The following is a 22,128-nucleotide window of genomic DNA, read 5'->3' on the forward strand; positions in this document are numbered from 1 at the left end:
TTAGAGCAGCCCGAACCTCGCCGGTCAAATATATTATACAGTATAATGTACGACAAGATATTGAGTTGCCGTGCGTAGATGTGGCACCCGAGCCAGGCATCCAGCATTCCTGCGGATGGGCCGCGATGCAACCGCAAGTTCGCGTTCGCCGCGAAAAAACACCGGCCCACAGCGTTGACGCCCAAGAGATTTGCGCTAGATCGTATACCGTATCTATTTCTGGAGACGGTTATGCTTTCCACCAGTCGCAGGCAGCTTCTCGGCGGAGCCGCCACGATGGCGCTGCTTATCCATGCTGGCGATGCCTTCGCACTTGAGGCTCTTTCCCGCCTGCCCGCCAAGGCCGAGCCGCTGCCGCTCGATGCCGTGCGCCTGCGCCCCTCACCCTTCGCGACGGCGGTGGAAACCAACCTCAAGTACCTGCTCTCGCTGGAGCCGGACCGGTTGCTTCACAACTACCGTACCAATGCCGGGCTGGAAGCCAAGGGCAAGGTCTATGGCGGTTGGGAAAGCGATACCATCGCCGGGCACTCGCTGGGCCATTATTTGTCTGCGCTGGCACTGACGCACGCGCAGACGGGCGACGCGGAGTGCCGCACCCGCGTCGCCTACATCATCGCCGAACTGGCCGAATGCCAGAAGGCCGAAGGCGATGGCTACGTCGCGGGCTTCACCCGCAAGCGCAAGGACGGCACCGTCGTCGACGGCAAGGAGATCTTCCCGGAGATCATGGCCGGAGATATCCGTTCGGGCGGGTTCGATCTCAACGGCTGCTGGGTGCCCTATTACAACTGGCACAAGCTGTTCAACGGCCTGTTCGACGCGCAGACCTACTGCGGGTTCGACAATGTGATGCCGATCGCTATCGGTCTGGCTGGCTATATCGACAAGGTCTTCGCCGCGCTGAACGACGAGCAGGTCGAAAAGATGCTCTCGTGCGAATACGGCGGCCTGAACGAGAGCATCGCCGAGCTTTATGCGCGCACCAACGATGCCCGCTGGCTGAAGCTGGCAAACCGCATCTACGATCACCGCGTGCTCGATCCGTTGAAGGCTCAGGAAGATAAGCTGGCGAACTTCCACGCCAATACGCAGATCCCCAAGATCATCGGTCTTGCGCGCCTGAACGAGGTTTCCGGCACGCCCGCCGATGCCGTCGCCGCGCGGTTCTTCTGGGAGACGGTGACGGGGCATCACAGCTATGTCATCGGCGGCAATGCCGATCGCGAATACTTCAGCGAACCCGACACGATCAGCCACCACATCACCGAACAGACCTGCGAGCACTGCAACAGCTACAACATGCTGAAGCTGACGCGGCACCTGTTCCAGTGGCGCCCGGAAGCCTCGCTGTTCGATTATTACGAGCGCACGCACCTCAACCATATTCTGGCGCAGCAGCACCCGGACTGGGGCGGCTTCACGTATATGACCCCACTGATGACCGGCGCGCCGCGCGGGTACTCGCAGCCGGGCGAGGAAGCGTTCTGGTGCTGCGTCGGCTCAGGCATGGAAAGCCACGCCAAGCACGGCGACTCCATCTTCTGGCAGGGCAACGCACCCAGCGGGCCGATGCTGATGGTCAATCTCTACATCCCCGCGCAGGCACACTGGGCACAGCGCGGCGCCGATGTGGTGCTCGATACCCGCTATCCGTTCGAGGGGCGCAGCACGATCAGGCTGGTCAATCTGGCCAAGCCGGGACGCTTCGCGATTGCCCTGCGCGTGCCCGCCTATGCGAACGGCAAGGCTGCGGTCAGCGTCAACGGCACGATCTATCCGGTCACGGTGACGGCAGGCTATGCGATCCTCGACCGCGCGTGGAAGCAGGGCGACGAGATCGCCATCGACCTCCCGCTCGACCTGCGACTGGAAGCGACGCCGGGCGATGACCGCACCGTTGCCGTCCTGCGCGGCCCGCTGGTGCTGGCAGGCGATCTGGGAGACGTCGGGCCGGACGCGGCACCCTACAGCGGGGTCGAGCCCGCGCTGGTCGGTACCGATCCGGTTGCCGGGTTCAATGCCGCCTCGCCGCAGTGGGCGGTCTATGACACGCAGGGCGTGATCCGCCCCGGCAACTTGCGCTTCGTGCCGTTCTACAGCCAGTACGACCGGCGCAGCGCGGTCTACTTCAAGCGCTTCACCGAAGCCGAATGGAAGACCGAGGAAGCGGGTTTCCTCGCCGAGCAGGCCCGCCTGCGCGATGTTGCCGCCCGTTCGGTCGACGTCATGCATCTGGGCGAAATGCAGGCCGAGCGCGATCACAACCTGACCTCGGATATCTCCTATCCCGTCACCTATCGCGGTCGCAACGGGCGCGATGCGCGCAGCGGCGGCTTCTTCGAATTCACGATGAAGACCCGCGAGGCGCCGCTGGTGCTCGAAGCCACCTATTGGGGCGAGGAGCGCAACCGCACGTTCGACATCCTGCTCGATGGCGTGAAGCTCGCCACCGAAACGCTGAAGGGCGACAAGGGCGGCACCTTCTTCACCGTCGACTATCCGATCCCGGCGGCGATGGTGAAGGGCAAGTCCTCGGTGAAGGTGAAGTTCGTGCCGCATGACGGCCAGAGTGCCGGTCCGGTGTTCGGCGTGGTGCTGTTCACGGCAAAGCCAGGACAGGCGGTATGAGTGAAACCATGACACCTGCCACCGTGCGGATGCCGCTCGACGAGGTGCGGGCGCTGGCGCTGCGGGTGCTCTCCGCCGTCGGTCTGGCGCCCGATCACGCCACCGCCGTTGCCCAGACGATGGTCGCGGGTGAGCGCGATGGCTGTACCTCGCACGGGCTCTACCGCCTGCTGGTGGCCGCGCGCAGCGTCGCGATGGGCATCGCCGTGCCCGACGCGGTGCCGCTGGTCGAGGAACCGGCGACCGCGCTGGTGCGCGTGGACGGACGGGGCGGCTTTGCCCAGTTGCCGTTCGAGACAGGTCGCACACTGCTGGTCCACAAGGCGAAACGCTGCGGCATCGCCGCGATGGCGCTGACCAACGTGGTCCACTTCGCCGCGCTGTGGCCCGAAGTCGAAGCGCTGGCCGAGGAAGGCCTCGCGGTGCTGGCGATGACGCCCAGCCATGCCTGGGTCGCGCCCGAAGGCGGAACGAGGCCGGTGTTCGGCACAAATCCCATCGCCTTCGGCTGGCCGCGCCCCGGCAAGGCGCCGTTCGTCTTCGACCTTGCCACCAGCGCCATCGCGCGCGGCGACATCGAACTGCATCGCCGCGCGGGCAAGCCGGTGCCCGATCACTGGGGCTATGATGCAGACGGCAACGTCACCACGGATGCCGCCGCCGTTCTGGAAGGGGCGATGCGCACATTCGGCGGTCACAAGGGCTCGGCACTTTCGGCCATGGTCGAACTGCTGGGCGGGCCGCTGATCGGCGACATGACCAGCCTGGAATCGCTCGCGCTCGACAACGGGCGCAAGGGCTCTCCCATCGGCGGCGAACTGATCATCGCCATCGATCCGCAGGGCTTCATGGGCGAACTGATGGCCGACCGTTTCGCAGCGGCAGAAGCCATGTTCGCCGCCATCGAGGGACAGGGCGCCCGCCTCCCCTCCTCGCGCCGCCACGCAGCGCGGGCGCGCAGCCTGGCCGAAGGGGTAGATATCCCGCAGGCCCTTCTCGACGACATTCAAGCCCTTCTGGAGCAGGCATGACCTTTACACCCGCCTCGACTTTCGCTCTCGCCATGGCTCTTGCCGCGACACTCTCGATCGGAGCCCCAGCCATCGCCGCCCCTGCCCACAAGACAACCGCCACGAAGCCGCAGACCGCCGATCAGCGCTTCGAAGCGCTCTACAAGGCCGAATACGCCTGGCGCCAGACGATGAGCGCACCCGATGAGGACACGCCGGGCGCCAAGCTCCAGTTGCCCGACGTGGGCCCCAAGGCACAGGCCGAGAAGCTCGCCCGCTGGACCGATACCGAGCGCCAGCTCGCCGCGATCGATCCCAAGACGCTCAGCCGCGCGAACCAGCTGAACTACCTCGTCTACAAGCAGCAGATCGGCGTGCTGCTGGAAGCGCAGAAGTATCGCGAGTTCGAGAAGCCGCTGACGTCGGACACCAGCTTCTGGAGCGACCTCAGCTACACCGTCAACGGCAGCTTCAAGACCGAGCAGCAGTATGCCGACTATCTGGAGATGATGCGCGAGATCCCGCGCTATTTCGATCAGAACATCGCCAACATGCGTGCAGGCCTCAAGCGCGGGTTCACGATGCCGCAGATCACCTTGCAGGGCCGCGACGTGGGCGTGCAACAGGTGATCGACGCCAGCGATCCGCAGAAGAACATGTTCTTCGCGCCCTTCGCCAAGATGCCCGCCACGATCCCTGCCGAAAAGCAGGCAGCGCTGCGCGCAGAAGCCGCCAGGATCATTGCCGAACAGGTGATCCCCGCCCACGTCAGGCTGCGCGACTTCCTGCGCAACGAGTATATCCCCGGTGCCCGCAAGACGCTGGCCGCCTATGACATGCCCGACGGCAAGGCCTATTATCGCTCGAAGATCCGCGAGTTCGTGACGCTCGACATGAGCCCCGAGCAGATCCACCAGATCGGGCTCGACGAAGTGGCCAAGATCCACGCGCAGATGCTCGACGTGATGAAGGAGACCGGGTTCAAGGGCGATCTACCCGCCTTCCTGCACTTCCTGCGCACCGATCCGCAGTTCTATCCCAAGACCCCGCAGGACCTGCTCAACCGCGCCGCGTGGATTGCCAAGAGCTTCGACGGCGTGGCCAGCCAGTACTTCGGGCGTCTGCCGCGCAGCCGCTTCGCAATCAAGCCGGTGCCGGACGATCTTGCGCCGTTCTACACCGGCGGGCGCGGTGGCCCCGGCATCTATCTGGTCAACACCTACAACCTGCCCTCGCGCCCCTACTACCAGATGGTCGCGCTGACCCTGCACGAAAGCGCGCCGGGGCACGCCTTCCAGATGCCGCTGGCGGCGGAGAACACCGATCTGCCGCAGTTCCGGCGCGATCTGTACATCTCGGCCTATGGCGAAGGCTGGGCGCTCTATTGCGAGCACCTCGGCATCGAGATGGGCATGTACAAGGATCCCTACGATCGCTTCGGCATGCTCTCGTACCAGATGTGGCGCGCGGCGCGTCTCGTCGTCGATACCGGCATCCACACGCAGGGCTGGACGCGCGAGCAGGCGCAGCAGTACCTCACCGAGAACACCGCGCTTTCGAGCCACGAGATCGAGACCGAGGTGGACCGCTACATCGCCTGGCCGGGTCAGGCGCTGAGCTATTACATGGGCCAGCTGGCGTTCGAGCACGAGCGCGCGCGGGCCGAAAAGGCGCTGGGCGAGAAGTTCAACATCCGCGCCTGGCACGATGCCATGCTCCAGCTCGGCTCGGTCCCGCTCGAAGTCCTGACCGCGCGCACCGACGAGTTCATCGCCGACGGGGGCAAGGGCCCCTATCCGGACGAGGAATGAGCGTGATCGCCCGTCGGAACACCACCAGGCCGCTCCTCGCGCTCGCCACACTGTTGGCAGGCGCGGGGCTGACGCCTCTCCACGCGGATACGCCATCAGGCATTCCGATCCACGCCCCCGGCAACCCGATCATGGCCGATGGAGACTATTACTCCGCCGATCCGGCGCCGGTGGTGGTCGATGACAAGTTGTGGATTCTCGCCGGGCGCGATCAGGCACCCGCGGGCGTCAACGACTTCATCATGAACGAGTGGCAGTTGCTCGCCACCAGCGATCCGGCGAGCGGCAACTGGATGCATTATCCGCGCATCGCCACCCCGCACAACGTGTTCAAATGGGCCGCCCCCGATCGCGCCTATGCCGGACAGATCATCAAAGGCACCGATGGGAAGCTCTACCTGTATGCCCCGGTGATCGAGGCCAATTCCGACGCGAAGGACCAGTTCGCGATCGGCGTCGCGGTGGCGGACAGCCCGACCGGTCCTTGGAAGGATGCCCACCCTTCCGGCCCGATCATCTCGCAGCGCGTGCCGGTGGCGAACGCGATCCAGAACATCGACCCGACCCCCTTCGTCGACGATGATGGCCGGGTCTATATCTACTGGGGCACCTTCGGCCAGCTTCGCGGGATGGAGCTGGACAAGGACATGGTGACGCCCAAGGGGCCGGAAGTCGAAGTTCCGACCGGGCGCTCCGGGCTCACCGGTTTCTTCGAGGCGCCCTGGCTGATGAAGCGGCGCAGCGCTTATTACATGCTCTATGCCGCGAACAATGCCGGGCCGACCTCGCCCTGCACGCCTGCGGTCTATCATGCCTGCATCGCCTATGGCACCGCGCCTTCACCGATGGGGCCATGGACCTATCGCGGGATCGCGCTGGGGCCGGTTTCGTCGACCACCTCGCATCCCGGCGCGGTCGAGTTCAAGGGCAAGTGGTATCTCGTCTACCACACCGCCGATGCGAAGGGCGGCGACCACTTCCGCCGCTCGGTCGCGATCGACGAGATGCACTTCGACGACAGCGTGACCCCTGCCCGGATCGAGACCGTCATCCCGACGCGCCGCCCCGGCCCGCCGCCGAGCCCTACGCGCAATATCGCAGGCGCAGCGGTCGCCACCGCCTCGAACAGTCCGGTGCCGTTGCAGTACTGGATCAAGGCGCTGAACGACGGGATCGTGCGCGACAACCCCTTGCCGCCGGATATGTGGGGAAGCTGGTCCCCAAACAATCCCAGGACACAATGGCTCGAATATCGCTGGGCCAAGCCGGTGACGGTCAACGACGCACGGATGCACTTCTTCGCCGATCATCCCGCAGGCTCGGGCGAAGGCGTGGCCCCGCCCGCCGCATGGCAGCTGTTCTATTGGCAGAAGGGCGCGTGGAAACCGATCCTGACACCAGGGCAATATCCGACCGGCGTGGACGGGTTCGACAGCGTCGCCTTCCCGGCTGTCACCACACGCTGCCTGCGCGCGGTGCTCACCGCCTCCAGTGATGGCAAGAGCAACGCCGCGTTCGGTGTGCAGGAATGGGAAGTGCTGAGCCCGAAAGCCGCACTCCCGACATCTGCTCCAAGGGACATGCCCGCCGCCTGCGATTGAGCGGCGGGCCCAGCGAAGCATCAGAAGCGCGAAAGATCGAAGGGCGCGAGGGGAATGGCACTCTCGCGCCCGCACGCCAGATCGGCGACGATCCGCGCCGTGATCGGCGCCAGCGTCAGGCCGAGATGCTGATGGCCGAACGCATAGACAAGGTTGTCCACCTTCTCCGAACGTCCGATCGCAGGCAGGTAATCCGGCAGCGTGGGACGCGCGCCCATCCAGCGCTGGAAAGGCCCGGTAATCGGCAGATTCAGCGCTGCAACATGACGTTCGAGCCGCTCCCACTTGCGCGGGTCGGCAGGGGCATTTTCGCGCGCGAACTCGACGAAGCTGGCGGCCTGAACGCACGAACGATAGCGTGTGACGATCATGTTGCGATCCTCATAGACGACCGGGGGCATATCTGCCGGCCAGTCCGGCGCATCGGCGCGGACATGATAGCCGCGCTCGGCAAGGATCGGCACTTTGTGCCCAAGCCCTCGCAACAATACCCCGGAACCGACGCCGCCCGCCACCAGGACAAGATCGGCACGTTCGTCGTTGGCCAGCGCCGAGCCGTGGCGTTCCGACAGTGTTGCGCGCGTGAACTCCAGCGTACCGCCCGCAGCCATCAGCCGCGCTTCGAGTGCGCGGCGCAGATCGTCAAGGTCGGCAATGCTCGCACTGCCTTCGAAGCGCACCGCGCCGCGCGTGCCCGGTGCAAGCATTGCGAGGCGGCCCAGATCCTCCGGCCGCGCACCAAGAACGCACGCGGTGCCGGTATCCGCCGCTTGCCACCCGGCAATGCCGCTCGCCGCACGACCATCGTCCTGCCAGCTGACGAAATGTCCCGTCTCGCGCAGGAGGCCCGAATCGCCCAGCCCGCTGGCGAGTTCGCGCCATGCCGGAAGCGCTGCTGCCATCAGCGGACGCAGTGCCTCGGTGCCTTCACGGAAACGGGACGCGCGGGCTGCCGCAACGAAGCGCAGTGCGAACGGCAGCCATGTCGCAATCTCGCGCGGCGGCATTGCCAGCGGCCCGCCTGCCAGGAACAGCCGCCGGGGAAACGTGCGCAGCGATTCCGGTGAGGCCAGCGGCTCGACCTGCTCGGTCGCGATGTGTCCGGCATTGCCCCACGATGCAGCGCCACGCTTTGCATCCGCTTCCAGAATTTTCACTTGGAACCCGGCTTCCAAAAGCGCCAGACCGCTTGCAAGTCCAACGATTCCGCCACCGATGACGATTGCAGTTTTCATGAGAGTCCCCTTGTCAGGACATTTCTAATATCGTATACGGTATAAGTATCAAGCATAAGGCTGGGGTTCATGACGGTAAATTGGAAGGGTGTATTTCCCGCAGTGACCACGCAGCTGCGTGAGGATCTCTCGATTGATCTCGCGGCAACGCAAGGCATGGTGGACAATCTCATCAAGGACGGCATCCATGGCGTGATCGCGCTGGGCACCGTGGGTGAGAACAACTCGATCGAAATGGATGATAAGGTCAAGGTTCTGACCGCCATCGTCGAGGCCGCCGACAAGCGCGTGCCGGTCGTCACCGGCGTTTCCGAGTACGATTGCAACCGCGCGGTTGCTTATGCTCAGGCCGCCGAAAAGGCAGGTGCAGACGGCCTCATGCTGCTGCCGCCGATGGTCTACGTGCCCAAGGCGAAGGAACTGGTGCACCACTTCCGCACCGTGGCCGCTTCGGTCGGCCTGCCGATCATGCTCTACAACAACCCGCCGGCCTACCGCACGGTGATCGACGCCGAAGTGCTCTCGCAACTGGTCGACGTACCGAACATCGTCGCTGTCAAGGAATCGGCGCCCGACACCCGTCGCTTCACCGACTTCCGTAACGAGTTCGGCGATCGCTTCACGCTGATGGCCGGTCTGGACGACGTGGCGCTGGAAGGCCTGTTCCTCGGCGCCGTGGGCTGGGTTTCCGGCCTCACCAACGCCTTCCCGCGCGAATCGGTGGAGCTGTACGAAGCCTTCGCGCGCGGCGATGTGGCAACGGCCATGGCGATCTACCGCTGGTTCATGCCGCTGCTTCACCTCGATGCCGAGCACGATCTGGTTCAGTCGATCAAGCTGGCCGAGCAGGTCATGGGCCGTGGTTCGGAGCGCGTGCTTCCGCCGCGCCTGCCGCTGGAAGGCGCACGCCGCGCCGAAGTGATCGCGATGGTCGAACAGGCCGCAGCGACCCGTCCGGTCCTGCCCGTTCGCGAACCGGCCTGATCGAGGAATAATGCGGATGCGCCACACTTTCTTCTGCATCGACGGTCACACTGCCGGCAACCCGGTCCGCCTGGTTGCAGGAGGCGCGCCGCTGCTGAAGGGCGCGACCATGTCGGAGCGGCGCCAGGATTTCCTGGCCCGTTTCGACTGGATCCGCACGGGGCTTTGTTTCGAGCCACGCGGACATGACATGATGTCGGGCGGGTTTCTTTACCCGCCCACCCGTGACGACTGCGACCTCGGCATCCTGTTTATCGAGACATCGGGCTGTCTGCCGATGTGCGGGCACGGGACGATCGGCCTCATCACCTTCGGGCTGGAGCACGGGCTTATCCAGCCTGCCACGCCGGGCCGGGTCCGCGCCGAAGTGCCCGCAGGCGTGATCGACCTTGCCTATACGAGCGAAGGCAACAAGGTCACATCGGTGCGTATCCGCAATGTGCCTGCCTACCTCGCGAAAACCGGCATCGAGATCGACGTACCCGGCTTCGGGCCGCTGACCGTCGATGTCTCCTATGGCGGCAACTATTACGCCATCGTCGAACCGCAGGGTGGCTACACCGGCCTCGATGACCTTGGCGCGGCACGCATCCTCGCGCTCAGCCCGCTGGTCCGCGAAGCCGTCCGCGCGGTCTACGAGCCGGTCCACCCGCTCGACGAGACCATTCGCGGGGTCAGCCATGTGCTGTGGGCCGATGCACCTTCTGCCGAAGACGCGCACGGTCGCAATGCCGTATTCTACGGCGACAAGGCGATCGACCGCAGCCCCTGCGGCACCGGCACCTCGGCGCGCATGGCGCACCTGCACGGTACGGGGCGACTCAAGGCGGGCGATACGTTCGTGCATGAAAGCTTCATCCGCAGCCGCTTCATCGGACGCGTGGAAGAGGAAACCCAGCTGGCCGACCTGCCTGCAATCGTCCCATCTGTGGAAGGATCGGCATTCTCAACCGGGTTCAACACCATTTGGATTGATCGGGACGAACCTTTCTGGAAGGGGTTTCAGGTTACGTGACACGACGCCTAACCGATGCGGAGAAACCGGCGGAGGGCGCACTTTTCAGGAGCAGCCCCATGAGCATCGTCGTTCGCACTCTGTCCGACCAGGTGCTCGAGATCGTCCGCAACCGCATCGTCTCGGGTGAATTGCCGACCGACAGCGTGATCCGTCAGGACGCGCTGGCAGGTGAACTGGGGGTCAGCAAGATCCCGCTGCGCGAGGCCCTCGCGCGGCTGGAACAGGAAGGCCTGCTCACCAGCCAGGCCAATCGCGGCTATTCGATCCGCCCGATGTCGTTCGAAGCGGCAGAGGAAATCTACGAACTGCGCCTCGACATGGAGCCGCGCGCTGCCGGACGCGGCGCACTGCTCGCCAACGAGGCGGAACAGGCCGAGGCGGTCGCCGCCTTCGAGGCGCTCGACAAGGCGACGCAGGGCGATGGCGATGACATCGCGCGCTGTAACCGCGATTTTCACATGGCGCTGGTGCGCCCTTCGCACCGCCCGCTGACACTGCGACTGATCGAGCAGCTGGCCTATCAGGCCGAGCGCTACGTCGTGGCGCACCTTCAGCCTGCCGGTCGCGAGGACCGCGCGCATCTCGAACACCGCGAAATGCTCGACGCCTGGCTCGCCCGCGACGAGAAGCGCACCGCCACTCTTCTGAGCGGCCACATTCACGACACGCTCGACGATCTGCGGGCGGAACTGGGAACATCGACGCCCGCCTGAAACAAGGCTGCCTGAGGGGGAAGTCCAAAAGGACCGGGGGCGCATAACAACAGGGGATTTAGTCTTGCTCGGACCACGCAAAGCCATTGCCATACCCGGTGCGCCGGGTAGCGGACACACGCTGAAGAAAACCCTGAGCTGGCCGCACCTTATCGCCCTTGGCGTCGGGGCGATCGTCGGCACCGGCATCTACACCTTGACCGGCGTGGGCGCGGAACGGGCCGGTCCCGCCGTGATCCTGGCCTTTGCCGTCGCCGGAGCCGTCTGTGCCTGTGCCGCGCTCGCCTATGCCGAAATGGCGACGATGATCCCGCAGGCAGGCAGCGCCTATACCTTCAGCTACACCGCGATGGGCGAGAGCATCGCCTGGATCGTGGGCTGGAGCCTCGTCCTCGAATACTCGCTGGCCTGCTCCACCGTGGCCGTTGGCTGGTCGGGCTATCTGGTGGGCTGGATCCAGTCTGCAGGCGTCACACTGCCGCACGCACTGCTGGTCGGCCCCCATTCGGGTGGTATCATCAACCTGCCTGCCGTGCTCGTTGCGCTGGCCGTCATGGGCCTGCTGATCGCCGGAACCCGCGAAAGTGCGACGCTCAACATCATCCTCGTCGTCATCAAGCTGGTGGCTCTGGCGATCTTCGTGGCGATGGCGTTTCCGGCCTTCAAGGCTGCGAACTTCCATCCGTTCATGCCCTATGGCTTTTCGTCCACCGAGATGCTGGGCGAGAAGCGCGGCGTGATGGCCGCCGCCGCCATCGTGTTTTTTGCTTTCTACGGCTTCGACGCCGTGGCGACCTCTGCCGAGGAAGCGAAGAATCCGGGGCGCGATCTGACCATCGGCATCGTCGGTTCGATGGTGGTCTGCACCGGCATCTACATGCTGGTCGCCATCGCCGCCGTCGGCGCGATATCTTATGTCACGCTCGGCAATTCGCCCGAGCCGCTCGCCCTTGTCCTGCGCACGCTCGGCCAGCCGATGGCCGCACACCTGATCGCACTGGCGGCAGTGATCGCCCTGCCCTCGGTCATTCTGGTGATGATGTACGGCCAGAGCCGCGTCTTCTTCGTCATGGCGCGCGATGGCCTGTTGCCCCGCGCACTTGCGCGCGTCAGCCCACGCACCGGCGCCCCCACCCTGATCACCGCGATCACCGGTATCACCGTTGCTCTCGTTGCCGGGTTCTTCCGCCTCGACGAGATCGCCGAGATGGCCAATGCCGGGACGCTGATCGCTTTCGTATCGGTCGGCGCCAGCATGATGATCCTGCGCCGCCGCGCCCCCGATGTCGCCCGCCTGTTCCGTTGCCCCGCCCCTTACGTGGTCGGCACCGCGACGATCCTGGGCTGCCTTTACCTGCTGGTGAGCCTCGGCCAGGCAACGATAGAGCGGTTTGTGATCTGGAACGCAATCGGGCTGGCGGTCTACCTCCTCTATGGCCGTCGCAACAGCCTGCTGCGCACCGGGGCAGCGCCCGTTCCAGCCGAGTAAGCTTCCTGCGCCGGAGCGCAGTTACTCTCCGGTGCAGACTTCCTTCCAAGTTCGCCGCTGCCAAGGCGGCATCGAGAACACCATCCCGAACACAAGGACCATGCTTGTGCGATCGACCTTGCTTGCCTTCTTCGCGCTGATCGGCGCAGCTTTCACCCCTGCCGCCGTGCAGGCACAGGCCACGCCCGATGCCTTTGCGGGCACCTGGATATTTGACGGCGCGCCGTCTTATCCCGGTGTGACGATGATGCAGGTGTCAGACGATGGCGGACACCTCTCCGGTACCGTCACCACCGCCTGGTATGGTGCCATGCCGATGTCCGAGGTGCATCGCGAGGGCGACATGCTCAGCTTCACCATGCGCAACATCAACGATGCCAAGGCGCCGACGCAGGTGTGGACGGCAAGGCTTGCCGGTGGCGGGGTCCATCTGAAGGGCAAGATCTGGTACGCCGATCATGAAGAAGACGGCCGTCGCGGCACAACCGGGGAGGCTGCCGCGCGCACCTTCCATGCGACCGAACTGCCGCAGGCGCATGTGCTTGCGCCCAATGGTCTGGCCAGAACGCCGCCGATGGGCTGGAGCAGCTGGAATGCCTTTGCCGACCATATCGACGACGCCACGGTGCGGGCGATGGCGGACTATCTTGTTTCCAGCGGTCTGCGCGATGCAGGCTATCGCTACGTCAATATCGACGACGGCTGGCAGGGTGAGCGCGATGCATCCGGCGTTCTCCAGCCCAACAGCCGCTTTCCCGACATGAAGGCGCTGGCAGACTACGTTCACGCACGCGGGTTGAAGCTGGGAATCTATTCGTCGCAGGGTCCAAAGACCTGCGCAGGCTATCCCGGCAGCTACGGCCACGTTGCACAGGACGCGAAGACCTTCGCCGCCTGGGGCGTGGATTATCTCAAGTACGACCTGTGTTCGGGCGAATGGTTCTATAACGACCGCAACAGCGTCCTGCGCAGCTACTACGAGATGGGCGCGGCCCTTCGCGCAACCGGCCGCGACATTCTCTACAGCCTTTGTGAATACGGGCGCTTCGATGTGGGCGAGTGGGGCGTTTCGGTCGGCGGCAACCTGTGGCGCACGACCGGAGACATTACCGACACCTGGGCCGATATGGCGCGTATCGGTTTCGACCATAACGGAAAACCGGAATGGGCAGGGCCGGGGCACTGGAACGATCCCGACATGCTCGAAATCGGCAATGGCGGCATGAATGCGACCGAGTATCGCACCCACATGACGCTCTGGGCGATGTCTGCCGCCCCTCTGCTCATGGGACAGGATCTGCGCAAGACGACGCCTGAGGCCTTGGCGATCCTCTCCAACCGTGCGGTGATCGCCGTAGATCAGGACCGCCTCGGCATTCAGGGGCATGCCGTGCGCAAGGACGGCGCCAGCGAGATCTGGAGCAAACCGCTCGCCGACGGGTCGACCGCGGTCGCGCTGTTCAACCGTAGCGACAAGCCCGCCCGGATCACGCTTGCCGCCATGGATAGCGGACGGAGCCGACTCACCGCGATCCGCGATCTGTGGAATGGCAGGAGCCTGCTCCCGTCTACGACCGGCTTTATGGTTCCTGCGCACGGTTCGATACTGCTGAAGGTGCGTTGATCGAAGGAGGCGGCAAGTAATTGCCGGATCTCGCCATTTCGCAATTCTGTCGCGTTCATTACAATTTCTTACCAAGTGAGGATAGGCGGGGTTCGCACCAGGGCTTAGCGCTGCGATTCATGAGGACCCCGCCCACCGCGCCAGGAGCGACAACGCCCGCGCAGCCCCGCCCCACCCTGTTCAACCGGCCATCGCTGGGCCTCTGCCTGCTGCTGGGCACCAGCACGCTGGGACTGACGGGTGGTTTCGCAAGTGCGGCCCACGCTGCCGATGCGCCTGCGGCCCCGGCGGCTTCGGAGGCGAAAGCCGCGCCTGCTTCGACCAATCCGGGCGATACCGACGAGATCGTCGTCACCGGTCAGGCAATGCCCGGATCGGTGATCGGCGACATCGCGCCGGAAAACCAGATCAATCAGGCGGACATCGCCAGCTACGGCGTCGATTCCATCAACGACCTGCTCGACGAGATCGCCGACCAGACCACCTCGATCCAGGGCCGCGACAGTTCCAGCGGCCCGGTCATCCTGGTCAACGGCAAGCGCATTTCGGGCGTCAATGAAATCGGCGACCTGCCGGTCGAGTCGGTCCTGCGCGTCGACATCCTGCCCGAGGAAGTGGCCATCAAGTATGGCTACGACGCGCAGCAGAAAGTCGTGAACATCATCCTGAAGCGCCACTTCCTCTCGAAGTCGGTCAACCTGTCGGGCGGCATGTCCGCGCAGGGCGGCGGGGGCGAGACCTCGGGCGCATTCACGTATACGCGGATCCACGATAACGACCGCGTGAACATCGTCGGCCGGGTTCAGACGCAGGCCGCAATCCTCGAAAGCGATCGCAGCATCACGCCCGATTCCACCAGCGGTGTGACCGAGGCCGGCGGCATTGCCGACGATCGCGCCGGTCGCACGCTGCAACCCTCGACCCGCACCTACACGCTCAACAGCAGCATTGCCCACGATTTCGGCGGATCGCTGAACGGCTCGATCAACCTGCGCGGTTCGTACGAGACCAGCAATGCGCTGGACGGCTATGCGACCGGCGATCTGACGATCCCCGCCGACAATCCGTACAATACGACCGGCAGCGAATCGACGATCACCCGCTATCTGAACAATCAGGCGCTGCGTCAGACCACCGACACCGGGACGGTTTCGGCAGGCGGCACGCTGAACTACGATCTCAACACGCGCTGGAAGCTCTCGACCATCGCGAGCTATACCCACACCGAGACCGACACCCATTCGGGCACCGGGTTCGATACCGATACGCTGCAGGACGACATCACCGCAGGCGATACTTCGGTCGATCCCTATGGCACGCTGCCCAACGATCTTCTGGGTTCGGTACTGACCAACCGCGCCAAGTCCAACAACGACACCGGCAGTGCCAGCGTGCTGCTGTTCGGCAAGCTGCTGCGCCTTCCGGCGGGCGACATGGGCGTCTCGCTGCGGATGGGCGGCGATTTCACCCAGCAGTCCTCCACCTCGGTACGCAATGGCGATATCAGCAGTTCGGACAGCAACCGCACCGACGGCATCGCGAAGCTGAGCGTCGACCTGCCCATCGCCAGCAAGAAGAACGGCGTGCTCGGCTTCCTTGGCACGCTGAGCGCCAACTTCAACGGGGGCGTCACGCAGGTTTCGAACTTCGGCAGCATGGGCACGTTCGGTTACGGCCTGACCTGGAAGCCGACCTCGACGATCTCGCTGGTGGCCGCGATGAACGAGGATCGACAGGCCCCGACCGTCGCCAACCTTTCGGATCCTACCCTCACCACCAGCAACGTGCGCGTCTACGATTACGTTACCGGCCAATCGGTGCTGGTAACGAGCGTGACCGGCGGCAATGCCGGTCTTAAGGCCGACGATCGTCACACCTTCAAGGTCGGGCTGACGGCGCAGATCATGAGCACGCCCAAGCTCAATTTCATCGTCAACTACGCCGACAGCCGCGATCGTAACGCGATCATTTCGCCGGGCGGTGTCACCGAAGCGCTCGAAGATGCCTTCCCCGACCGCTTCACGCGCGATTCCGACGGCAACCTCACCGAAGTCGATGCGCGCCCGATCAATGTCTACGAAGAGCGGGTGAAGCAGTTGCGCTGGGGCTTCAATCTCTCCGCCGAACTGCGCAAGCCCAAGCGCCCTGCACGCCCGCCATGGGCCGGCGCAGGCGGGCCGGGCGAATGGCGCAGACGCTGGGAAGAGCGGCAGAACGGCAGCGGCACCGCCCAGAAATCCGCAGATGGCAAATCCGCAGATGACAGGGCGGCATCGACCTCGGACGACGATCACCAGTCACCGCCCGATGGAGACATCACTGTCACCGGGCAGCGCCCCGGTGAAGGCGGAGACAACTTCGGCGGACCTCCCGGCGGACCGCCGCCGGACGGCTTTGGCGGACCGGGTGGGCCCGATGGCGATCACGGTCCTCCGCCAGACGGCTTCGGCCCTCCGCCGGGCGGTGGTCCCGGCGGGCCGGGTGGGCCGGGCGGTCCCGGTGGTTTCGGCGGTCCGGGTGGCCCCGGCGGCTTCCGTGGACGCGGGTTTTCCGGCGGCAGCGACAACGGCATGCGCCTGCTCGCCTCGCTCTATCACACGTGGATCCTGCGCGACGATGTACAGTTGACGCAGGACGGAGAGACCATCGACCTGCTCAACGGCGGTACGATCACCGGCAGCGCTACACCGCAGCACAAGGTGACGGGCCAGATCGGCGTGATCGACAATGGCCTGGGCATGCGCTTCGAAGGCACATGGCAGAGCGCGACCAAGGTCGTGGGCGACACTACCTCCACCGGTAGTGGCGACCTGCACTTCTCCTCGCTGTTCAAGCTGGACTACCGGCTGTTCGCGAACCTGCAGAACCGCTTCCCCGGCAAGGCATGGGCCAAGGGAACACGCGTCAGCCTGTCGGTCACGAACATCTTCAACCAGCGCCAGCACGTTACCGACGGAACCGGCGCGACGCCCTACGCCTATCAGAGCGACTACCTCGACCCGATGGGCCGGACGGTGCTGCTGTCGCTGCGCCGGATATTCTGACGCAGCCGCTCTGACAGGATTGCGCCGCCTTGCCGGTCAGGCGGGCGGCGCGGTACTGTCCCTTACGATCAGTTCATAAGCGAGTACCCGGTTCCACTGAGGCCCGTGCGGCTCGTCGCGGTACTGGCGGTCGATCAGCATGTCGACTGCCGCCCCGGCCATGTCCATGATCGGCTGCCGGATCGTGGTGATCGTCGGCCAGGCGATCTGCGCCGAATAGCTGTCGTCGAAACCGGCGACGGACAACTGGTGCGGCACTGCGATCCCGCGCCGGGCCGCCGCCGCCATGACACCCAGCGCCATGTCGTCGTTGCTCGCGAAGATCGCCGTGGGCCGTGTATCGAGCGCGAGCAGCCTTTCACCGGCCAGACGGCCGCCATTGACGGTGAAATCGCCCGTAGCGATGAAATCGTCGCGCACACCAAGGCCTGCCGCTTGCATCGCCTGCTCGAATCCGGCGCGACGCTTGGGTGTGGCGGCATGGTCCGGAATACCCTCGATGAAAGCAATGTCGCGATGGCCCAGCGCGATCAGATGGGCGGTCATCTCCGCTGCTGCCGCAACGTCGTCGATGTCCACCGAGCCCGAGCGCTGCGGCGTCTGGCCCGGAGAAACACGCACGTATGGCAGGCCTGCCGCCTCCAGCCGTGCCAGCAGCCCTTCGTGAGTGCAGACCGGTGGGGTCAGGATCACGCCATCGAGACGCAAGGCCGATATGCTCGCCAGCATCTCTGCCTCGAAACCCGGCTTTTCCATGTCGACCAGTTCGACCAGCAGGTGATAATGCCGCGCGCGGCACCGATGAAGCGCGCCGCGTTGCAGACCGGCGGCGTAACCCGACCACGTTGGATCGTCGAGAAACAGCCCGATCAGATAGGACCGCGCGCTCGACAGTCCACGCGCGAAGACGTTGGGACGGTAGGAAAGCGCCTCGATCGCGCCAAGCACGGCCTCACGCACGGGTTCGCGCACATAGGCCTCGCCATTCAGCACGCGCGAGACGGTCTTGGCGGACACCCCGGCGCGAGCGGCGACATCCTTGATGGTTACGGCCATGCGATTTTCCGAATGCGCGACAGGTGCGCGAGAGCGAAGCAGAGAACGACCCCGTAGCATAGGGCCGGAAGCAGCAACGCGATACGCAGATCCGCGTAATCGGCGATAATACCGCTCGACAGCGGAATAACCGCACCGCCGACACAGGCCATGCACAACAGCATCGAGGCGAGCGGCACATCGCCCTCGTCCGCCGGGAGCGCCAGCGTATAGGCCAGCGGGAACATCACCGAATTGAACAGGCCGATCCCCAGCAAGGCAACCGCGCCTGCCCAGCCCGTCAGCCCTGCTGCCAACAGCGCAAGCACCCCCGCGCCCAGCGCCGCACTCGCCAGCAGGCGCGCGGCACCTGCGAACCGGACCAGCCAGGCCCCCGCAAACCGTCCCAGCATCGCAGCGCCCCAATACAGGCTGACCATGCTCCCGGCCATCACCGGCGCGGCGTTCACGATATCCGCACGCATCAGGTATTCGACCGCCAGTGTCGCGATCGTCACTTCCGCGCCGACATAGCAGAAGATCGCCAGCACGCCTGCGCCCATCCAGGAGCTGTGCGCCAGTGCGGCCAGACGACTCAAGGCAGGGGTGGGCGCATCGCCGCGCTGCAACGACGGCGCCAATGCGGCGTTGCGCCTGAACAGTACGGCAAGCACGACAAACAAGGCTGCACCTGCAAGAAACGGCAGCGTGGGGCCAAGCACGTCTCCGTCCACGGTCAGGATGAACCGTGCGCCGATCAACGGTCCGAGCACCGTTCCCAGCGCATTGAAAGCCTGTAGCAGCGTATAGCGGGGCGCCATGCCCCCGGCCCGCCGGAACACGGTCGTCACCGCGTTGCCGGAAATCTGCAGGAACGTCACGCCCAGCGAAATGACCAGCAAGGAACCCAGCACGGCAGCGAAGCTGCGGCTGACATGGGCCAGCGCGAAAACGAGGCAGCCCCCCGCCATGATGCCAAGCCCTGTCGCAATGGAGCGCATGTAGCCCATCGGGATGGAACGCAGCGTCACCGGAAACGCGAAAAGCAGATAGCTGGAATAGAACGCGAAATGGACCAGCAACGCTTCGGCATGGTTCAGATGGAGGGTCAGCGCCAGCCGCGGCACCAGAAGGTTGACCATGGAGTTGATCGCCCCGCCGCCAAGATAGACGCCCACAAGCAACCCGAACAGCCGGTTTTCCTGCCTTGTCGCCGCTATGCTCTCCATGGTTCGACCCTAGCCGGCAAACGGCGCCATGCAAGGCGATGTTGCGGCAATGTGCAAATTTACGACATCGATGTCAGAAATATTTTGACATCGATGTCAGATTCGGGTCATGACGCCGCCAAGCCCGCCGAAGCGGGCGCATACAGGGGAGAGATGAATGAAACGGCATGTACTTGCCGCAGGCACGGCGCTTGCCTCCGGCCTGCTTTTCGCCACCGTCGCACAGGCTCAGGACACGGCAGCCCCGCAAGGCGCACCGCATGCCGCCGCGCCCGCTGCCGACAATGGCCAGATCGCCGAGATCATCGTGACGGCGACCAAGCGCGCCACCAGTCTGGAAAAGACGCCGATCGCGATTTCGGCCTTCAGTCAGGATTCGCTGGATCGCAATCAAGTGCAGGACGTGAAGGGCCTGGCCGATTTCGTGCCCAGCCTGCACTTCGCCCAGCAGGGCGATCAAGGCGGCATCCTGTTGACGATGCGCGGCATCGGCAACGATTCCGCCTATACCGAAGTGGCCGATCCCGAAGTCGCGATGTATGTCGATGGCATCTACAGCCCGCGCGCGCAGGGTGCTTCGGTACTGATGTACGACATGGAGCGCGTCGAAGTTCTGCGCGGCCCGCAAGGTACGCTGTTCGGCCGCAATGCCACTGTCGGTGCGATCAGCCTGATTACCGCCAAGCCCCAGCTCGATGCCTTCCACGCCAGTGTCGAGGCGGTTGCCGGATCGTACAACCGCATGGGTGTGAAGGGTATGGTCAACATCCCCGTCACCGACAACCTTGCAGTGCGCGCTGCCTTCATCACCGATCGTCACGACGGTTACATCGACTATCAGGATGCGCCGGACGTCCCCGGCATCAACCGTTCGGCCTATGTCACCAGCGGCAAGAAGTACGACGCCGGCAACCAGACCTCGGCGCGCCTCTCGGCGCTCTGGGATCTGGGGCGCTTCCACTGGAACCTCTCGGGCGAATGGTACAAGGATACCGGATCCCCGATCCTGCAACTGATGCAGACCCCGCGCGCAGGCGAGAAGTTCTGGTCCGCGCTGGTCGACACCGCACCCGAGACCGACCGCTATTCGTGGGGGATCCGCTCGAACATGAGCTACGATCTCACCGACAAGATCGAGGCGGTCTATATCGCGGGCTTCTCGCGCGTGGGCGGCACGGCGGATTCGGATTCCGACGGCGGCGCCTATGTGCCCTACCTCGACGATACCGGCAGCCTGGTCCTGCCCAGCGGCCAGTTCGGCGAGAACCGCACCGCCTATTCGCGCTATGACTTCTGGAGCCACGAGGTCCAGCTCAAGTCCACCGGCACCAATGCCGTCGACTGGATCGTGGGTGGCTACTACAGCCACGAAGTCAACAAGATCCGCTTCGATATCGACCAGCGAAACGGCTATCGCGACGGCACATTCAACTGGGCCGGCAGCTTCATCCAGGCAGACCGCAAGATCGATTCCCGCGCCGCCTTCGGTCAGGCGGTGTGGCATGCGACCGACAGGATCAACCTGACCGGTGGCCTGCGCTATACCAAGGATACCAAGCAGGACATCGGCGGGCGCAACATCACCTATTGCGGTGCCCCCAACAACGCCAATCCGAATTGCTACGCGACGCCGAACCTTCCCGGCGTGTTCAACATCGCCAACAACGGCGCGGGCAACGCAACCGACGTGCTCGATGCGCTCAATGCCGAAAGCGAGGCACTGGGCTATGGCGATCTGTGGGGCATTTCCAACAACGACACCAAGGGCAGCTGGCACAAGCTGACCTGGCTGGCCCGCGCGGACATGCAGGTAACGCCTTCGACGATGGTCTACGGCAGCGTCAGCACCGGTTTCAAGTCGGGCAATATCGAGGACGGTGGCCTGCTGGCCGGACCGGAGACCCTGACGAACTATGAAATCGGCTCGAAATCGCGCCTGTTCGGCGGTCGTGCGACGTTGAACCTTGCGGCCTATTACGAGGACTTCAAGGGCTATCAGGTCAACCAGGCCGTCACCACCCGCGACGATGCCGGCAACGTCACCGCCAGCCAGATCATCACCACCAATGCCAAGGGCGCCAAGGCCTGGGGCATCGAGGCTGAGCTGGCAGCCCGCCTGACCGACAACGATCGTCTGAACCTCGCCGCGACCTACCAGCATACCGAGTTCGACACGCTCTACACCGTCGACAACCGGATCTACAACGTCGAGGCGGACGGCTCGACCATCGAGAACCTGAAGGGCAACGAACTGCCCCACGCTCCGCACTTCTCGATGACCGGCAGCTACGAGCATGACTTCCTGTTCGGCAGCGGTGCCCGCCTGACCCCGCGCGCCACCGTTCATTATGAGACGCGCAGCTGGCTGAGCTACTTCAACGGCGATGTCGCCTCGCGCTACGATGCCGACGATCAGGCCGGCAAGGGGCTGCTCGGCACCGGGTTCGACCAACAGAAGGCCTTTGCCAAGGTCGATCTCGGGCTGTCCTACTCCTCACCCGATGATCGCTACGGCGTGGAAGTCTTCGTCGAGAACCTGACCGACAAGCGTATCCGCACCGGGGCAAGCGTCGCCGGGGCCACCAGCGGCCTGACGCCGGTGTTCATGTCCAACTACGAGCCGCCCAGGACCTGGGGTGTGCGTCTGCGCGCCAAGATCTGAGCGAGCCCGATGCGGCCGTCCACGTCCTTTCCTCCCGTGGGC

14 protein-coding genes are annotated in these 22,128 nt (G+C 64.6%); 11 read left to right on the forward strand and 3 right to left on the reverse strand.

Annotated features, from left to right (window positions below):
* The first annotated feature begins 231 nt into the window (after positions 1-231).
* From AC3EC3_RS12355 to AC3EC3_RS12370, 4 genes are read left to right on the forward strand one after another with little or no spacing between them, the layout of a single operon-like run.
* Entirely contained in the window at positions 232-2,631 is a 2,400-nt protein-coding gene (locus AC3EC3_RS12355) for a beta-L-arabinofuranosidase domain-containing protein (RefSeq protein ID WP_488489919.1), read from the forward strand.
* Complete coding sequence (locus AC3EC3_RS12360) at positions 2,628-3,662, forward strand: Ldh family oxidoreductase (RefSeq protein ID WP_488489920.1); 1,035 nt, start codon at positions 2,628-2,630, stop codon at positions 3,660-3,662. The genes AC3EC3_RS12355 and AC3EC3_RS12360 overlap by 4 nt, the downstream gene beginning before the upstream one ends.
* The gene (locus AC3EC3_RS12365; RefSeq protein ID WP_488489921.1) at positions 3,659-5,452 is read left to right on the forward strand and encodes a DUF885 domain-containing protein; all 1,794 of its coding nucleotides are present in this window, start codon (positions 3,659-3,661) and stop codon (positions 5,450-5,452) included. Before AC3EC3_RS12360 ends, AC3EC3_RS12365 begins: the two co-directional genes overlap by 4 nt.
* Positions 5,449-7,053, forward strand: coding sequence for a family 43 glycosylhydrolase (locus AC3EC3_RS12370; RefSeq protein ID WP_488489922.1), 1,605 nt, complete (start codon positions 5,449-5,451; stop codon positions 7,051-7,053). Before AC3EC3_RS12365 ends, AC3EC3_RS12370 begins: the two co-directional genes overlap by 4 nt.
* 20 nt (positions 7,054-7,073) lie before the next feature.
* Here AC3EC3_RS12370 and AC3EC3_RS12375 read toward each other — a convergent pair whose 3' ends face one another.
* Complete coding sequence (locus AC3EC3_RS12375; protein WP_488489923.1) at positions 7,074-8,288, reverse strand: NAD(P)/FAD-dependent oxidoreductase; 1,215 nt, start codon at positions 8,286-8,288, stop codon at positions 7,074-7,076.
* Between the two features lie 69 nt (positions 8,289-8,357).
* On the opposite strand from AC3EC3_RS12375, the gene AC3EC3_RS12380 reads away from it, so the two are divergent.
* The 6 genes from AC3EC3_RS12380 to AC3EC3_RS12405 all read left to right on the forward strand — a co-directional run bounded on the left by AC3EC3_RS12380 (position 8,358) and on the right by AC3EC3_RS12405 (position 17,160).
* The gene (locus AC3EC3_RS12380) at positions 8,358-9,272 is read left to right on the forward strand and encodes a dihydrodipicolinate synthase family protein (protein ID WP_260928118.1); all 915 of its coding nucleotides are present in this window, start codon (positions 8,358-8,360) and stop codon (positions 9,270-9,272) included.
* 16 nt (positions 9,273-9,288) lie between these two features.
* Positions 9,289-10,287, forward strand: a complete 999-nt coding sequence (locus AC3EC3_RS12385) for a 4-hydroxyproline epimerase (protein ID WP_488489924.1) — start codon at positions 9,289-9,291, stop codon at positions 10,285-10,287.
* 59 nt (positions 10,288-10,346) lie between these two features.
* Positions 10,347-11,003: a GntR family transcriptional regulator gene (locus AC3EC3_RS12390; protein ID WP_488489925.1), complete on the forward strand. Its 657-nt coding sequence runs from the start codon at positions 10,347-10,349 to the stop codon at positions 11,001-11,003.
* A 64-nt stretch (positions 11,004-11,067) separates the two neighbouring features.
* The gene (locus AC3EC3_RS12395) at positions 11,068-12,492 is read left to right on the forward strand and encodes an amino acid permease (RefSeq protein WP_488489926.1); all 1,425 of its coding nucleotides are present in this window, start codon (positions 11,068-11,070) and stop codon (positions 12,490-12,492) included.
* Between the two features lie 106 nt (positions 12,493-12,598).
* Positions 12,599-14,116, forward strand: coding sequence for a glycoside hydrolase family 27 protein (locus AC3EC3_RS12400; protein WP_488489927.1), 1,518 nt, complete (start codon positions 12,599-12,601; stop codon positions 14,114-14,116).
* A gap of 119 nt (positions 14,117-14,235) precedes the next feature.
* A complete protein-coding gene (locus AC3EC3_RS12405; protein WP_488489928.1) occupies positions 14,236-17,160 on the forward strand; it encodes a TonB-dependent receptor in 2,925 nt (974 codons plus the stop codon).
* A 36-nt stretch (positions 17,161-17,196) separates the two neighbouring features.
* Here the strand turns inward: AC3EC3_RS12405 and AC3EC3_RS12410 are convergent, their stop codons facing one another.
* Together AC3EC3_RS12410 and AC3EC3_RS12415 are read right to left on the reverse strand one after the other, a co-directional pair.
* The gene (locus AC3EC3_RS12410; RefSeq protein ID WP_488489929.1) at positions 17,197-18,216 is read right to left on the reverse strand and encodes a LacI family DNA-binding transcriptional regulator; all 1,020 of its coding nucleotides are present in this window, start codon (positions 18,214-18,216) and stop codon (positions 17,197-17,199) included.
* The gene (locus AC3EC3_RS12415) at positions 18,207-19,424 is read right to left on the reverse strand and encodes an MFS transporter (protein ID WP_488489930.1); all 1,218 of its coding nucleotides are present in this window, start codon (positions 19,422-19,424) and stop codon (positions 18,207-18,209) included. Before AC3EC3_RS12415 ends, AC3EC3_RS12410 begins: the two co-directional genes overlap by 10 nt.
* Before the next feature lie 157 nt (positions 19,425-19,581).
* On the opposite strand from AC3EC3_RS12415, the gene AC3EC3_RS12420 reads away from it, so the two are divergent.
* Positions 19,582-22,086 carry a TonB-dependent receptor gene (locus AC3EC3_RS12420; RefSeq protein ID WP_488489931.1) on the forward strand — a complete coding sequence of 835 codons (2,505 nt, stop codon included), beginning with the start codon at positions 19,582-19,584 and terminating at the stop codon, positions 22,084-22,086.
* The last annotated feature ends 42 nt before the right edge of the window (positions 22,087-22,128 follow it).

This window comes from Novosphingobium sp. BAM6, from assembly GCF_057784955.1.

What these genes read in the sequence shown, in the direction of transcription:
- AC3EC3_RS12390 (WP_488489925.1), top strand. Translation starts at nt 10,347, where the DNA reads ATGAGCATCGTCGTTCGCACTCTGTCCGACCAGGTGCTCGAGATCGTC.
- AC3EC3_RS12365 (WP_488489921.1), top strand. Translation starts at nt 3,659, where the DNA reads ATGACCTTTACACCCGCCTCGACTTTCGCTCTCGCCATGGCTCTTGCC.
- AC3EC3_RS12380 (WP_260928118.1), top strand. Translation starts at nt 8,358, where the DNA reads ATGACGGTAAATTGGAAGGGTGTATTTCCCGCAGTGACCACGCAGCTG.
- AC3EC3_RS12360 (WP_488489920.1), top strand. Translation starts at nt 2,628, where the DNA reads ATGAGTGAAACCATGACACCTGCCACCGTGCGGATGCCGCTCGACGAG.
- AC3EC3_RS12355 (WP_488489919.1), top strand. Translation starts at nt 232, where the DNA reads ATGCTTTCCACCAGTCGCAGGCAGCTTCTCGGCGGAGCCGCCACGATG.
- AC3EC3_RS12375 (WP_488489923.1), bottom strand. Translation starts at nt 8,288, where the DNA reads ATGAAAACTGCAATCGTCATCGGTGGCGGAATCGTTGGACTTGCAAGC.
- AC3EC3_RS12420 (WP_488489931.1), top strand. Translation starts at nt 19,582, where the DNA reads ATGAAACGGCATGTACTTGCCGCAGGCACGGCGCTTGCCTCCGGCCTG.
- AC3EC3_RS12370 (WP_488489922.1), top strand. Translation starts at nt 5,449, where the DNA reads ATGAGCGTGATCGCCCGTCGGAACACCACCAGGCCGCTCCTCGCGCTC.
- AC3EC3_RS12410 (WP_488489929.1), bottom strand. Translation starts at nt 18,216, where the DNA reads ATGGCCGTAACCATCAAGGATGTCGCCGCTCGCGCCGGGGTGTCCGCC.
- AC3EC3_RS12415 (WP_488489930.1), bottom strand. Translation starts at nt 19,424, where the DNA reads ATGGAGAGCATAGCGGCGACAAGGCAGGAAAACCGGCTGTTCGGGTTG.
- AC3EC3_RS12385 (WP_488489924.1), top strand. Translation starts at nt 9,289, where the DNA reads ATGCGCCACACTTTCTTCTGCATCGACGGTCACACTGCCGGCAACCCG.
- AC3EC3_RS12405 (WP_488489928.1), top strand. Translation starts at nt 14,236, where the DNA reads ATGAGGACCCCGCCCACCGCGCCAGGAGCGACAACGCCCGCGCAGCCC.